Annotated in this window: 15 protein-coding genes; 7 read left to right on the forward strand and 8 right to left on the reverse strand. The window is 54.4% G+C overall.

The window, feature by feature from the left end:
• The first annotated feature begins 6 nt into the window (after positions 1–6).
• From accA to tilS, 4 genes are all read left to right on the forward strand, one after another.
• Positions 7–966 (forward strand): acetyl-CoA carboxylase carboxyl transferase subunit alpha, encoded by a 960-nt coding sequence (accA, locus tag ACQG11_RS13780; RefSeq protein ID WP_003856154.1) that lies wholly within the window; start codon positions 7–9, stop codon positions 964–966.
• Between the two features lie 100 nt (positions 967–1,066).
• The gene (locus ACQG11_RS13785; protein ID WP_058677790.1) at positions 1,067–3,199 is read left to right on the forward strand and encodes a lysine decarboxylase LdcC; all 2,133 of its coding nucleotides are present in this window, start codon (positions 1,067–1,069) and stop codon (positions 3,197–3,199) included.
• A gap of 66 nt (positions 3,200–3,265) precedes the next feature.
• Positions 3,266–3,655: a VOC family protein gene (locus ACQG11_RS13790; protein WP_426728437.1), complete on the forward strand. Its 390-nt coding sequence runs from the start codon at positions 3,266–3,268 to the stop codon at positions 3,653–3,655.
• A gap of 58 nt (positions 3,656–3,713) precedes the next feature.
• Positions 3,714–5,000 (forward strand): tRNA lysidine(34) synthetase TilS, encoded by a 1,287-nt coding sequence (tilS, locus tag ACQG11_RS13795; protein ID WP_063150265.1) that lies wholly within the window; start codon positions 3,714–3,716, stop codon positions 4,998–5,000.
• Positions 5,001–5,026: 26 nt separating this feature from the next.
• Here tilS and rof read toward each other — a convergent pair whose 3' ends face one another.
• Both rof and ACQG11_RS13805 read right to left on the reverse strand, forming a co-directional pair.
• The gene (gene rof, locus ACQG11_RS13800) at positions 5,027–5,287 is read right to left on the reverse strand and encodes a Rho-binding antiterminator (RefSeq protein ID WP_003856148.1); all 261 of its coding nucleotides are present in this window, start codon (positions 5,285–5,287) and stop codon (positions 5,027–5,029) included.
• On the reverse strand, positions 5,274–5,474 hold the full coding sequence (locus tag ACQG11_RS13805; RefSeq protein WP_003856146.1) for a YaeP family protein: 201 nt from the start codon (positions 5,472–5,474) through the stop codon (positions 5,274–5,276). Before ACQG11_RS13805 ends, rof begins: the two co-directional genes overlap by 14 nt.
• A 195-nt stretch (positions 5,475–5,669) precedes the next feature.
• Here ACQG11_RS13805 and ACQG11_RS13810 point away from each other — a divergent pair, with 195 nt between their 5' ends.
• From ACQG11_RS13810 to nlpE, 3 genes are read left to right on the forward strand one after another with little or no spacing between them, the layout of a single operon-like run.
• On the forward strand, positions 5,670–6,215 hold the full coding sequence (locus ACQG11_RS13810; protein WP_426728438.1) for a YaeQ family protein: 546 nt from the start codon (positions 5,670–5,672) through the stop codon (positions 6,213–6,215).
• Positions 6,212–6,628: an alternative ribosome rescue aminoacyl-tRNA hydrolase ArfB gene (gene arfB, locus ACQG11_RS13815; RefSeq protein ID WP_022647119.1), complete on the forward strand. Its 417-nt coding sequence runs from the start codon at positions 6,212–6,214 to the stop codon at positions 6,626–6,628. The genes ACQG11_RS13810 and arfB overlap by 4 nt, the downstream gene beginning before the upstream one ends.
• A gap of 39 nt (positions 6,629–6,667) precedes the next feature.
• Entirely contained in the window at positions 6,668–7,366 is a 699-nt protein-coding gene (gene nlpE / locus ACQG11_RS13820; RefSeq protein ID WP_426728439.1) for an envelope stress response activation lipoprotein NlpE, read from the forward strand.
• Positions 7,367–7,412: 46 nt separating this feature from the next.
• Here nlpE and proS read toward each other — a convergent pair whose 3' ends face one another.
• The 6 genes from proS to metN form a co-directional block, all read right to left on the reverse strand.
• On the reverse strand, positions 7,413–9,131 hold the full coding sequence (gene proS, locus ACQG11_RS13825) for a proline--tRNA ligase (RefSeq protein ID WP_023299374.1): 1,719 nt from the start codon (positions 9,129–9,131) through the stop codon (positions 7,413–7,415).
• A gap of 112 nt (positions 9,132–9,243) precedes the next feature.
• Positions 9,244–9,951 (reverse strand): tRNA (N6-threonylcarbamoyladenosine(37)-N6)-methyltransferase TrmO, encoded by a 708-nt coding sequence (gene tsaA, locus ACQG11_RS13830; RefSeq protein ID WP_023299375.1) that lies wholly within the window; start codon positions 9,949–9,951, stop codon positions 9,244–9,246.
• Positions 9,948–10,352, reverse strand: a complete 405-nt coding sequence (gene rcsF, locus ACQG11_RS13835) for an Rcs stress response system protein RcsF (RefSeq protein ID WP_003856133.1) — start codon at positions 10,350–10,352, stop codon at positions 9,948–9,950. Before rcsF ends, tsaA begins: the two co-directional genes overlap by 4 nt.
• Positions 10,353–10,458: 106 nt before the next feature.
• Positions 10,459–11,274, reverse strand: coding sequence for a methionine ABC transporter substrate-binding lipoprotein MetQ (gene metQ / locus ACQG11_RS13840; protein ID WP_275062409.1), 816 nt, complete (start codon positions 11,272–11,274; stop codon positions 10,459–10,461).
• Positions 11,275–11,314: 40 nt separating this feature from the next.
• Entirely contained in the window at positions 11,315–11,968 is a 654-nt protein-coding gene (locus ACQG11_RS13845) for a methionine ABC transporter permease MetI (RefSeq protein ID WP_003856130.1), read from the reverse strand.
• Positions 11,961–12,992 carry a methionine ABC transporter ATP-binding protein MetN gene (metN, locus tag ACQG11_RS13850; protein WP_006810022.1) on the reverse strand — a complete coding sequence of 344 codons (1,032 nt, stop codon included), beginning with the start codon at positions 12,990–12,992 and terminating at the stop codon, positions 11,961–11,963. Before metN ends, ACQG11_RS13845 begins: the two co-directional genes overlap by 8 nt.
• Positions 12,993–13,111 lie beyond the last annotated feature (119 nt).

A 13,111-nucleotide genomic window follows, 5' to 3' on the forward strand; every position in this document is an offset into this window, starting at 1 on the left:
AATACTATGAGTCTGAATTTCCTTGATTTCGAACAGCCGATTGCAGAGCTGGAAGCGAAAATCGATTCTCTGACAGCCGTAAGCCGTCAGGATGAAAAACTGGATATTAACATCGACGAAGAAGTGCATCGTCTGCGTGAAAAAAGCGTAGAACTGACGCGCAAAATCTTTGCCGATCTCGGCGCATGGCAGATCGCCCAGCTGGCGCGTCATCCACAGCGTCCGTACACCCTGGATTATGTCCGCCTGGCGTTTGACGAATTTGACGAACTGGCAGGCGACCGCGCATACGCCGACGATAAAGCTATCGTCGGCGGTATCGCGCGTCTTGATGGACGTCCGGTGATGATCATTGGTCACCAGAAAGGCCGTGAAACCAAAGAGAAGATCCGTCGTAACTTCGGTATGCCAGCACCAGAAGGCTACCGTAAGGCCCTGCGTCTGATGGAGATGGCTGAGCGTTTCAATATGCCAATCATCACCTTCATCGACACACCGGGTGCTTACCCGGGTGTTGGCGCAGAAGAGCGCGGTCAGTCTGAAGCCATCGCACGCAACCTGCGTGAGATGTCTCGCCTGAAAGTGCCGGTCATCTGTACCGTTATCGGTGAAGGTGGTTCCGGCGGTGCGCTGGCAATTGGCGTGGGCGATAAAGTGAATATGCTGCAGTACAGCACCTATTCCGTTATCTCTCCGGAAGGCTGTGCCTCCATTCTGTGGAAAAGTGCCGATAAAGCGCCGCTGGCTGCGGAAGCGATGGGCATCATTGCCCCACGTCTGAAAGAGCTGAAGCTGATCGACACCGTTATCCCTGAACCGCTGGGTGGCGCGCACCGTAAGCCGGAAGTGATGGCTGCTTCCCTGAAAGCGCAGCTGCTGGCAGACCTGGCTGATCTGGACGTGCTGAGCACAGAAGATCTGCTCAACCGTCGTTATCAGCGCCTGATGACCTACGGTTACGCGTAAGCCTCACAATTATCCTAAAAGCCGCACATTGTTGCGGCTTTTTTTATACCTGCCGTTTACCTTAACTATGCTTATCTGATGTTTTTCAAGGAGGTAAACCATGAACATCATTGCCATCATGGGGCCACACGGCGTCTTTTATAAAGACGAACCCATCAAGGAGCTTGAGCAGGCCCTTAAAGCACGCGGATATCAGCTAATCTGGCCGCAAAACAGCGCCGACCTGCTGAAATTCATCGAACACAATCCGCGCATCTGTGGCGTGATATTCGACTGGGACGAATACGACATGGAGTTGTGCAGCGAGATCAATAAGCTCAACGAATATCTTCCGCTGTACGCCTTTATCAACACTCACTCGACCATGGACGTCAGCGCCCACGATATGCGTATGGCGCTGTGGTTCTTCGAATACTCACTCGGCGTTGCCGAGGACATTGCGACCCGCATTCAGCAGTACACCGGCGAATATCTGGATAACATCACCCCGCCGTTTACGCGTGCGCTGTTCACCTATGTGAATGAAGGGAAGTACACCTTCTGTACGCCAGGCCACATGGCGGGAACGGCCTATCAAAAAAGCCCGGTGGGATGCCTGTTCTATGATTTCTTTGGCGGTAACACGCTGAAGGCGGACGTGTCGATTTCGGTCACCGAGTTAGGCTCTCTGCTGGATCATACCGGCCCGCATCTGGAAGCCGAAGAGTACATCGCCCGGACCTTTGGTGCCGAGCAGAGCTACATGGTGACCAACGGAACCTCAACGTCGAACAAGATCGTCGGCATGTACGCCGCGCCTGCCGGTAGCACGTTGCTGATTGACCGAAACTGCCATAAATCACTGGCGCATTTGCTGATGATGAGTGACGTCGTGCCGCTCTGGCTGTCTCCCACGCGTAATGCGCTGGGGATCCTCGGCGGCATTCCTCGCCGTGAGTTCGCGCATGAAGCCATTGAAAATAAGATCGCGGCGATCCCCGAGGCAAGCTGGCCTGTGCATGCGGTGATCACCAACTCCACCTATGACGGGCTGCTTTACAACACGAACTGGATCAAGCAGACGCTGGACGTGCCGTCGATTCACTTTGACTCCGCGTGGGTGCCTTACACCAATTTCCACCCGATTTACTCGGGTAAAAGTGGGATGAGCGGCGAGCGGGTGCCGGGCAAGGTGTTCTTCGAGACGCAGTCGACGCACAAAATGCTGGCCGCGTTTTCCCAGGCGTCTCTCATTCACATCAAGGGTGAGTACGACGAGGACACCTTCAACGAAGCCTTCATGATGCACACGACCACGTCGCCCAGCTACCCGCTTGTGGCGTCCATCGAAACGGCGGCGGCGATGCTGCGCGGTAATCCCGGGAAACGCCTTATTAATCGTTCGGTGGAGCGGGCGCTGCATTTCCGAAAAGAGGTTCAGCGACTTAAAGATGAAGCGGACGGCTGGTTCTTTGATATCTGGCAGCCGGAAGAGATTGATGAAGCAGAATGCTGGCCCGTCGCGCCGGGGGAGAGCTGGCACGGTTTTCGGGATGCTGATGCAGACCACATGTTCCTCGATCCGGTTAAGGTGACGATCCTGACGCCGGGTATGGATGAGCAGGGTGTGATGGGTGAGGAAGGGATCCCGGCTGCGCTGGTGGCGAAGTTCCTTGATGAGCGCGGCGTGGTGGTGGAGAAAACCGGCCCCTATAATTTGCTGTTCCTGTTCAGTATCGGGATCGATAAAACCCGCGCGATGGGGCTGCTGCGCGGACTGATGGAGTTTAAGCGCGCATACGATCTTAACCTGCGGGTGAAGAATATGCTGCCGGATCTCTACGCGGAAGATCCTGACTTCTACCGCAATATGCGTATTCAGGATCTGGCCCAGGGGATCCACAGGCTGATCCGCCAGCACGATCTGCCGCGCCTGATGCTGCAGGCATTTGATGTTCTGCCTGAAATGAAGCTGACGCCGCACAGGGCGTGGCAGCGCCAGGTGAAAGGGGAGGTTGAAACCATTGAGCTGGAGAACCTGGTCGGGCGGGTATCAGCCAACATGATCCTGCCTTATCCGCCGGGCGTACCGCTGCTGATGCCGGGCGAGATGATCACCGAGGAGAGCCGGGCGGTGCTCGATTTTCTGCTGATGCTCTGTTCGATAGGGCGCCACTATCCGGGCTTTGAGACGGATATTCACGGTGCGAAACGCGATGATAACGGCGTGTACTGGGTGAGAGTCCTAAAATAAAAGGGGCCGCTTGCCAGGGGCGGGTTGTCGGTTGTAACGTTCAGGACATCATAAAAAGGAGAAACTATGCTGGGTTTAAAAGCTGTTCATCATATTGCGATCATTGCCACCGATTACGCGAAAAGTAAGGCCTTTTACTGCGACATTCTCGGCTTTACGCTGTTGAGCGAGACCTACCGCGAGGAGCGCGATTCCTGGAAAGGCGATCTGGCGTTAAACGGACAATATGTGATTGAACTGTTCTCTTTTCCTTTCCCGCCAGCGCGTCCTTCGCGCCCGGAAGCCTGCGGCCTGCGCCACCTGGCCTTCAGCGTCGATAACCTGGACAGCGCGGTAAAGCATCTGGAAGCCCACGGCGTGGCCTGTGAAGCAATTCGCATCGATCCCTTCACCGATAAACGTTTCACTTTTTTCAACGATCCGGACGGGCTGCCGCTGGAGCTTTATCAGCAGTAATCGCCGTCATGTGTGATAATGCCCGTTCAGTTCGGGCATTTTTTATGTGTAATTTCCTATGACCTTACCCGCTATCGCGCACGCCGTTTCACCCTACCGCCAGCTGCTGGTGGGGTTCAGCGGTGGCCTGGATTCCACCGTTTTGCTGCACCGTCTTAAGCTCTGGCGCGACCGTGAGCCTGACGTCCAGCTGCGGGCGATGCATATCCATCACGGCTTAAGCCCCCATGCCGACGACTGGGTGGCGCACTGCGAAGCGGTGTGCTCAGGGTGGGCGATCCCGCTAATCGTTGAACGCGTCACGCTTGAGGATGAAGGGCTGGGTATTGAGGCGCAGGCGCGCAAAGCCCGCTACGCCGCGTTTTCCGGCGCGTTACAGCCTGGAGAAGCGTTGGTCACCGCGCAGCATCTGGACGACCAGTGCGAGACGTTTTTACTGGCGCTCAAGCGGGGCAGCGGGCCTGCGGGTTTATCCGCCATGCCTGAGCGTGCTGGTTTTGCTGAAACAGAGCTCATCCGCCCGCTACTGGGTGAGACGCGCGCATCACTGGAAGCCTGGGCGCAGCAACATCATCTGCGCTGGATTGAAGACGAAAGCAATCAGGACGACAGTTACGACCGTAACTTCCTGCGCCTGCGCGTCTTACCGCTGCTGAGTGAGCGCTGGGCCCATTTTTCCGAAGCGGTGGCCAGAAGTGCCATGCTTTGTGCTGAACAGGAAAGCTTGCTGGATGAGTTGCTGAGCGGGGAGCTGAATACGCTGACTACCGCTGACGGTGCCCTGAACATTGCGCCGTTGAAAGTGATGAGCCCCGTGCGTCGGGCTGCTCTGATTCGTCGCTGGCTGGCTTCCCACCGTGCGGTTATGCCGTCCCGGGCGATGCTCAACCGTATCTGGGAAGAAGTTGCACAGGCGCGGGAAGATGCCGCACCGTGTATACACCTGAATGGTTATGACGTCAGGCGCTATAAAGAGCAACTCTGGTGGGTGAAATCTGTGCCGTCGCTGGCTGACGTTGTGCTCGACTGGCCGTCGCCGGAAAAAGCACTAACGCTACCGTTGAATGCCGGTGTCGTTGCGTTAAGCCATTCGGGCAATGTGCGTCTACCTGAGCCGGACGAGAACGTCACCATACGCTTCAGGGCCAGCGGCATGCTGCATATCGTTGGGCGTAACGGCGGGCGTAAACTGAAGAAAATCTGGCAGGAACAGAACGTTCCGCCCTGGCGACGTGATACCACGCCGCTTCTGTTTTACGGCGACACGCTCATCGCGGCGGCAGGTGTGTTTATTACCCAGGAAGGGTGGGCTGAAGCGGGTGTCAATTTTCAATGGAAAGCGTAACGGGCAGCCTGGCTGCCCGTTGGTTATCAGGATTCGCTCACCACGACGGTGCCGATTTCCGGATGGCTGAAACTGGCAATTTTGTCGAGGCGTAACTCACGCGTTGCACCTGCATCTTCCACAACCAGATATTCCACATTTTTACGGGAAACCAGATCGCTGGCCTTTGCCTTTAGCACTTCGCCATCTTTTAGCTCCAGCGTCAGTATTAAATGATGCTGGCAGGCGAGTTCGAGGTTGTCATAGTCATCACAATTGATGGGTTGATAGGTATCATTCATCGACATAATCGCTCACCAGTAAATTCGCCGCAGCATACGCTGCTTTTTCCCTGACCGATTCAGAAAGGCTCTCATCAGAGGCCACTTCATTCAGCACGTTCAATACACAGCCCAACGCATCCGGGATGTACCCCAGATCTCCGCTGGCAATTTCCGCATACCGTCTGCGAATCAACTCACAATAATTATTCACATCACCTCCTGCCAGCGTACTGACTTACTGTGAGATATCATTAAGCCTACGAAGTTAAACTCGGTTTAGCAAGGTGACTATACCATACTCATTTAAGCAATATCAGCGCCTTGATAACGGGGTGCCACCACCTCGTAACAGCCTTTTGCTGCGGTTTTCGCTACAATGTACGCCTGATTCGAAAGGAGTTCTCTCATGGCGCTGAAAGCGACAATTTATAAAGCTGTGGTCAATGTGGCGGATCTTGACCGTAACCAGTTTCTGGATGCGTCATTGACGCTGGCGCGTCACCCTTCTGAAACCCAGGAGCGCATGATGCTGCGCCTGCTGGCGTGGATTAAGTATGCCGACGAGCGTCTGCAATTTACCCGGGGTTTAAGCGCGGAAGATGAACCGGAAGCCTGGCTGCGCAACGATCATCTGGGTATCGATTTATGGATTGAGCTTGGCCTGCCGGATGAACGCCGGATCAAAAAGGCGTGCACCCAGTCAGCTGAAGTGGCGTTGTTTGCCTATAACCAGCGCGCGGCGGAGATCTGGTGGCAGCAAAACAAAAATAAATGTGCGCAGTTCCAAAATCTTACCGTCTGGTATCTGGATGATGAACAACTGGCACAGCTGAGCGCGTTCGCCAGCCGGACAATGGCGCTTCAGGCAACGATTCAGGACGGCGCCATCTGGCTTTCCGATTCTCAGAATAATCTGGAAATTCATCTCACGGCCTGGCAGCCCGTATCATGATTGAGTTGTCCCGAAACGTCAGCATCCCTGATCACGAGCTGGAGATCACCGCCATCCGTGCTCAGGGCGCAGGGGGGCAGCACGTTAACAAGGCCTCAACGGCTATCCATTTGCGCTTTGACATCCGGGCCTCCAGCCTGCCAGAGTATTATAAAGAAAGCCTGCTCGCCGCCAGCCATCATCTGATCACCAGTGAAGGTGTGATTGTGATTAAAGCGCAGGAATATCGCAGCCAGGAAATGAACCGGGAAGCGGCACTTTCCAGACTGGCGGCGGTCATAAAAGAGCTGACGGCTGTACAAAAAAGTCGCCGGGCAACACGTCCAACGCGGGCATCGAAAGAACGTCGGTTGTCATCGAAGGCGCAGAAATCCACCGTAAAGTCACTGCGTGGCAAAGTCCGTCATCCGTAATGTGACGAAAGGGACACACTTTTTCATAAGGAATGTATTGTGAAAAAAGCATTATTATCAGCGCTGGCCGTGACAAGCCTGTTCGCGCTTTTTGGCTGTAACAACCGTTCAGAAACACAGATACTACAGCTAACGCAAAACGAAGAATTGAAGCCGATGCAGCAGAGCTGGCGCGGCGTATTGCCATGTGCAGATTGTGAAGGCATCGAAACCTCTCTGTTCCTGCAAAAAGATGGCACCTGGGTGATGAACCAGCGCTATCAGGGGGCGAAAGAGCCGTCTTCTTTTGCAACATACGGAACATGGGCGCGTACGGCTGAAAAGCTGGTATTGACTGATACCACGGGCGATAAAACGTATTTCCGCGCCAAAGGCGAGGGGATGGAGATGCTCGATCGCGAAGGCAATCCGATTGAATCCCAGTTCAACTACACGCTGGCCCCGGTAAAAGCGACCCTGCCTGCAACCCCAATGGCGATGCGAGGGATGTATTTCTACATGGCGGATGCGGCAATCTTCACTGACTGTGCAACCGGGAAGAAAGTCAGCGTGGCGAACAATGCCCAGCTGGAGCGTGACTATGCCGTCGCGCGCGGTAACGACAGCAAACCAGTGTTGCTGACGGTTGAAGGGCATTTTACGCTGGAGCCAAACCCCGATAGCGGTGAGCTGGTGAAAACGCTGGTGGCAGATAAAGACGCGAAGTTTGCTGCGGGTAAAGACTGCGAAAGCAAATAAGTTATAGCCATTAAAAAACCCCGCACTGGCGGGGTTTTTTTGTTTCTTAGCCTTTGATGGCTTTCACCAGGTAATCAAGAATGTCGCCCGTCTTGATCATCTGTTTTTCGCCGTTGCGACGGTACTTGTATTCAATCTCATCGCTGTCGAGGTTACGGTCGCCGATGACGATGGTGTGTGGAATACCGATCAGTTCCATATCAGCAAACATCACGCCAGGACGCTCTTTACGGTCATCCATCAGCACGTCGATACCTTTCGCGCTCAGCTCAGCGTAGAGTTTCTCTGCCAGCTCCTGCACGCGGTAAGACTTGTGCATGTTCATTGGCAGGATCGCCACCTGGAACGGCGCGATGTTATCCGGCCAGACGATTCCGCGTTCGTCATAGTTCTGCTCGATAGCGGCCGCAACAACGCGCGTTACCCCAATGCCGTAGCAGCCCATGGTCAGAACCTGGTTACGACCATCTTCGCCCTGAACGGCAGCGTTCATTGCGCGCGAGTACTTATCGCCCAGCTGGAAGATGTGGCCTACTTCGATACCGCGTTTAATCATCAGGGTACCCTTGCCGTCCGGGCTTGGATCGCCTGCGACCACGTTACGGATGTCAGCCACTTCCGGCGTCGCCACGTCACGATCCCAGTTGATGCCGAAGTAGTGTTTACCGTCGATGTTTGCGCCCGCAGCGAAGTCGCTCATTGCCGCAACGGTGCGGTCAATGACCACAGGAACAGGCATGTTCACCGGACCCAGAGAACCAGGACCTGCATTCACCACGGCGCGGATTTCGGCTTCCGTTGCGAAGGTCAGCGGGCTGGCAACCTGCGGCAGCTTCTCGGCTTTCACTTCGTTCAGCTCGTGATCGCCACGGACCAGCAGGGCTACCAGCGGGTAAGCGCTGCCTTCAGCCGATTTCACCAGCAGGGTTTTCACGGTTTTTTCGATCGGCAGATTAAACTGTTCAACCAGCTCAGCGATGGTTTTCGCGTTTGGCGTATCAACCAGCGTCATCTCTTGCGTTGCCGCGCCGCGTGGTTCTTTTGGTGCCAGCGCTTCTGCGAACTCAATGTTGGCGGCGTAATCAGAGGAGTCAGAGAAAATTACATCGTCTTCGCCGCTCTGCGCCAGAACCTGGAATTCATGAGAGGCGCTACCGCCGATTGAACCGGTATCAGCCTGTACAGCACGGAAATCCAGCCCCATGCGGGAGAAGATTTTGCTGTAGGCCACGTACATTTTGTCGTAGGTCTCTTGCAGTGATTCCTGAGAAGTATGGAAAGAGTAGGCATCTTTCATCAGGAATTCGCGAGAGCGCATCACGCCAAAGCGTGGGCGCACTTCGTCACGGAACTTGGTTTGGATCTGGAAGAAGTTCAGCGGCAGCTGTTTGTAAGAGCTCAGCTCGTTACGGATCAGATCGGTGATCACTTCTTCATGCGTTGGGCCGAGGACGAATGGACGATCGCCACGATCGGCAATACGCAGCAGTTCAGGACCGTACTGCTCCCAGCGACCGCTCTCCTGCCACAGTTCAGAGGGCTGAACGACCGGCATTAACACCTCGATAGCACCGGCGTTGTTCATCTCTTCACGCACGATGTTTTCGACTTTTTTCAGGACGCGCACGCCGGTCGGCAGCCAGGTGTATAACCCGGAGGCCAGCTTGCGGATCATCCCGGCGCGCAGCATCAGCTGGTGGCTGATCACCTCGGCGTCGGCAGGTGTCTCCTTCAGAGTGGAGAGCAGATATTGGCTAGTACGCATGTTGTTACGGTTCCATTTCGACGATTGGAACAGGCTGAAACACCAGCCTGACACAAAAAAAGTGGTTTAGTTTACCAGTGTGGCAAAGATGCCAAAAGAGAGGAGAACAAAATTACCTGGGTTCCAGGGCAAACACTTCAAAACCTGCATCAGTTACGCGCCAGCGCACGTTAAAGTCCAGCAGCCAGACGGCGTACGTTTTTCCTGCGTCTTCCTCTTTGCGGTAGGCGGGACGAGGGTCCTGCGCCAGGACTTCGACGATAAAGTCACGCAGACGAGGATAGCGCTTTTCCAGCTGGCTGATTTGCGTCGTTATTTCAGATGTGAAGTAAACCGGCATCTCTGCCTGTGGGGCGTCCTGAGCATAGCTTGCACGGGCATCCGGCAGCGCTTCGGCGAAGGGCAGGTAAGGTTTAATATCGATGACCGGCGTACCATCAACCAGGTCAAGGCTACCTAACTCCAGGATCACCCGATCTTTCTGACAGCGTATCCCTTTCAATTCGACCAGCGACATCCCGACTGGATTCGGTCGGAACGTTGAGCGGGTGGCAAAAACTCCCATTCTGGCATTTCCGCCCAGACGAGGAGGACGCACGGTAGGACGCCAGCCGCCTTCCATGGTCTGGTGAAACACAAACACCACCCATAAATGGCTGAATGCCTCAAGCCCGCGCACTGCATCGGCCTGATTATACGGCGCGACAAGATGCAGCTCGCCGCCGCCGTTAAGGACCAGTCCCGGCTGACGCGGCACGGCGAACTTTTCTTTATAAGGGGAGCGGATAACGCCTATCGGCTCGAACTGAAATGAACTCATTTCGCCGTGATGTTAAGCGCAGAACCGATACATACCGCCTGACGGTAGCAGCCCGGCGTACCACTGGTGACCTCGCAACTGTGCAGCAGCACCGCGTTGGCTTTCATTTTCGACGCGTTGATTTGCATACGCTTGCGGGCTGTTGGGATATTTGGAGGGGAGTCCTGATTCGTTGCCTGGCAGGATTCGCCGCTCACTTCGCCCAGTTCACGGAATGGCTTACCGACCAGCTCGTCGGCTTTAGTAATAATACGTACCGGCGCAGCGCGAGGCGCTTTCGGTTTTGCTGGCTCCGCTTTTGGCGGGGTTGCAGTGCTTTGAACGGGTTCAACAGGAGATCTGCTTAGCATAGAACAGCCGCTCAGCATCAGTGCTAAAAGACAGATCGGTAAAGCACGCATAATAGTTCCTCAGTGGATAATCAAAACGTCAGATATTGAAGCAGTTGACCGCACAAATGACAAGACGGGCAAATGCCCGTCTTGATGATATTACACTGAGGTGAGATTACCAGCCTTTAACAGCGCCGCCGTTAAACACCTTATTGGCTTCGTGGTAAACTTCTTCAGACTGATATGCCTGAAGGAATTTCTTCACGTTTTCCGCGTCTTTGTTGTCTTCGCGAGTCACGATCAGGTTGACGTACGGGGAATCTTTGTCTTCAACGAAGATGCCATCTTTCGCAGGGGTCAGGCCGATCTGGCTGGCGTAAGTGGTGTTGATAACGGCCAGCGCGATCTGTGCATCGTCCAGAGAACGTGGCAGCTGAGGGGCTTCCAGTTCAACAATTTTCAGATTTTTCGGGTTTTCGGTGACGTCCAGAACGGTCGGCAACAGGCCAACACCTTCTTTCAGTTTAATCAGGCCCACTTTCTGGAGCAGAAGCAGCGAACGGCCAAGGTTGGTTGGGTCGTTAGGGACGGCAACCTGTGAACCCGGCTGGAGTTCATCCAGAGATTTAATTTTCTTGGAGTAACCGGCAATTGGGTAAACGAAGGTGTTACCGACAGCAACCAGCTTGTAGCCGCGATCTTTGATCTGTTGATCCAGGTACGGTTTATGCTGGAAGGCGTTAGCGTCAATGTCGCCTTTGCTCAGCGCTTCGTTCGGCAGAACGTAATCGTTGAAGGTCACCAGCTCAACGTCCAGGCCATATTTTTCTTTCGCGATTTTCTGCGCGGCCTCAGCAACCTGCTGCTCTGCACCGACGATAACGCCTACTTTGATGTGGTTCGGATCTTTTTCGTCCTGACCGCAACCCACCAGTGCCAGCGAACCAATCAGTGCGCCTACTGCTGCAAAGGTCTTAAATTTAAACGCCATGTTATATCCTTAACTCGTCGAGTTTGTGTTGTTTGTAACGTTATTTATGCGTAACAGCCCGGACGATACGATCGCCAGAGAATTGGATTAAGTAAACCAGCACAACCAGCAATACCAGAACGGTATTCATTACGGTAGCGTTATAGCCAATATAGCCGTACTGATATCCAATCTGGCCTAAACCGCCAGCACCCACGGCGCCGCCCATCGCGGAATAACCGACCAGGGTGATAAGCGTGATGGTTGCTGCATTCACCAGCCCAGGCAGCGCCTCAGGCAGCAGAACTTTGCGAACGATCTGCATTGGCGTCGCACCCATAGCGCGGGAAGCTTCAATCAGGCCTGTTGGGATTTCCAGCAGGGCGTTTTCCACCATACGGGCGATAAACGGCGCGGCGCCTACGGTTAGCGGGACAATTGCCGCCTGCAAACCAATCGACGTCCCGACAATAACGCGTGTAAACGGAATCATCCACACCAGCAGGATAATAAACGGTATAGAACGGAAAATGTTCACCAGCGCAGAGAGCGTGCGATACAGCTTCGCGTTTTCAATAATTTGACCCGGGCGCGTGACGTACAGCAGTACGCCGACCGGCAGCCCAATCACAAAACCAAAAAAGCCCGATACGAAGGTCATTGCCAGCGTTTCCCAAACGCCGCGAACCAGTAGCCACATCATCGGCTCAGACATAACCCAGCACCTCTACTTTTACGTGATGTTCTTGCAGCCAGGCAATTGCCGCCTGGGTTTCTTCCTGCGTGCCGTGCATTTCCGTCAGCATGATGCCGAACTTCACGCCGCCGGCGTAATCCATCTGCGCGCTAATAATGTTGTTATTCACGTTAAAGCGACGCGCGGTTTCGGACAGCAGCGGTGCGTCAACGGACTGGCCCGTGAACTCCATGCGCAGCATCGGGACGCTGTCAGGCGTTGCGTCTGTTTTTAAACGTTCCAGATAATCTTCCGGAATATCCAGATGCAGTGTGGACTGAATGAACTGCTGAGCCAGAGGCGTTTTCGGGTGCGAGAAGACTTCGCTGACCGTGTCCTGCTCAATCAGCTCACCGTTGCTGATGACGGCGACGCAGTCACAGATACGCTTCACCACGTCCATTTCGTGCGTGATAAGGAGGATAGTCAGGCCCAGACGACGGTTAATGTCTTTCAGCAGTTCCAGGATAGAACGCGTGGTGGCCGGATCTAACGCGCTGGTGGCTTCATCACACAGCAGCACTTTTGGGTTGCTTGCCAGCGCGCGAGCGATTGCTACACGCTGCTTTTGCCCGCCTGAGAGGTTGGCCGGGTAGCTGTCATGCTTATCACCCAGCCCAACCAGATCCAGCAGTTCGGTGACGCGTCGGGTAACCTCTTCTTTTGGTGTGTTATCCAGCTCCAGCGGCAACGCCACGTTTCCAAAAACCGTGCGTGAGGCCAGCAGGTTAAAGTGCTGGAAAATCATGCCAATCTGGCGACGCGCTTTGGTGAGTTCTTTTTCTGAGAGAGCGGTAAGCTCCTGGCCGCCAACTTCTACGCTGCCCTGGGTCGGGCGCTCAAGCAGGTTAACACACCGGATCAGCGTACTTTTACCCGCACCCGATGCGCCAATGACGCCATAAATCTGACCAGCAGGCACATGCAGGCTGACGTTGTTCAGCGCCTGAATGGTTCGGTTCCCCTGCTGGAACACTTTGGTGATATTGGAAAGTTTAATCATTAGATTATTTTTATCGTATGTAAGTTAGCCGTGGCATTTTCTTCTGCCAGATACGGGGAATGACCGTAAACAAAATGGATGTTAAGGCATCCAGACGTCTAAATCAATCCACCTCTGTG

The organism is Enterobacter cloacae complex sp. 372C4, assembly GCF_050030615.1.
GTDB classification, from domain to species: domain Bacteria; phylum Pseudomonadota; class Gammaproteobacteria; order Enterobacterales; family Enterobacteriaceae; genus Enterobacter; species Enterobacter intestinihominis.

Excerpts from the sequence above, each read along its gene's own strand:
- accA (WP_003856154.1), top strand. The coding sequence starts at position 7 with ATGAGTCTGAATTTCCTTGATTTCGAACAGCCGATTGCAGAGCTGGAA.
- ACQG11_RS13785 (WP_058677790.1), top strand. The coding sequence starts at position 1,067 with ATGAACATCATTGCCATCATGGGGCCACACGGCGTCTTTTATAAAGAC.
- ACQG11_RS13790 (WP_426728437.1), top strand. The coding sequence starts at position 3,266 with ATGCTGGGTTTAAAAGCTGTTCATCATATTGCGATCATTGCCACCGAT.
- tilS (WP_063150265.1), top strand. The coding sequence starts at position 3,714 with ATGACCTTACCCGCTATCGCGCACGCCGTTTCACCCTACCGCCAGCTG.
- rof (WP_003856148.1), bottom strand. The coding sequence starts at position 5,287 with ATGTCGATGAATGATACCTATCAACCCATCAATTGTGATGACTATGAC.
- ACQG11_RS13810 (WP_426728438.1), top strand. The coding sequence starts at position 5,670 with ATGGCGCTGAAAGCGACAATTTATAAAGCTGTGGTCAATGTGGCGGAT.
- arfB (WP_022647119.1), top strand. The coding sequence starts at position 6,212 with ATGATTGAGTTGTCCCGAAACGTCAGCATCCCTGATCACGAGCTGGAG.
- proS (WP_023299374.1), bottom strand. The coding sequence starts at position 9,131 with ATGCGTACTAGCCAATATCTGCTCTCCACTCTGAAGGAGACACCTGCC.
- tsaA (WP_023299375.1), bottom strand. The coding sequence starts at position 9,951 with ATGAGTTCATTTCAGTTCGAGCCGATAGGCGTTATCCGCTCCCCTTAT.
- rcsF (WP_003856133.1), bottom strand. The coding sequence starts at position 10,352 with ATGCGTGCTTTACCGATCTGTCTTTTAGCACTGATGCTGAGCGGCTGT.
- metQ (WP_275062409.1), bottom strand. The coding sequence starts at position 11,274 with ATGGCGTTTAAATTTAAGACCTTTGCAGCAGTAGGCGCACTGATTGGT.
- ACQG11_RS13845 (WP_003856130.1), bottom strand. The coding sequence starts at position 11,968 with ATGTCTGAGCCGATGATGTGGCTACTGGTTCGCGGCGTTTGGGAAACG.
- metN (WP_006810022.1), bottom strand. The coding sequence starts at position 12,992 with ATGATTAAACTTTCCAATATCACCAAAGTGTTCCAGCAGGGGAACCGA.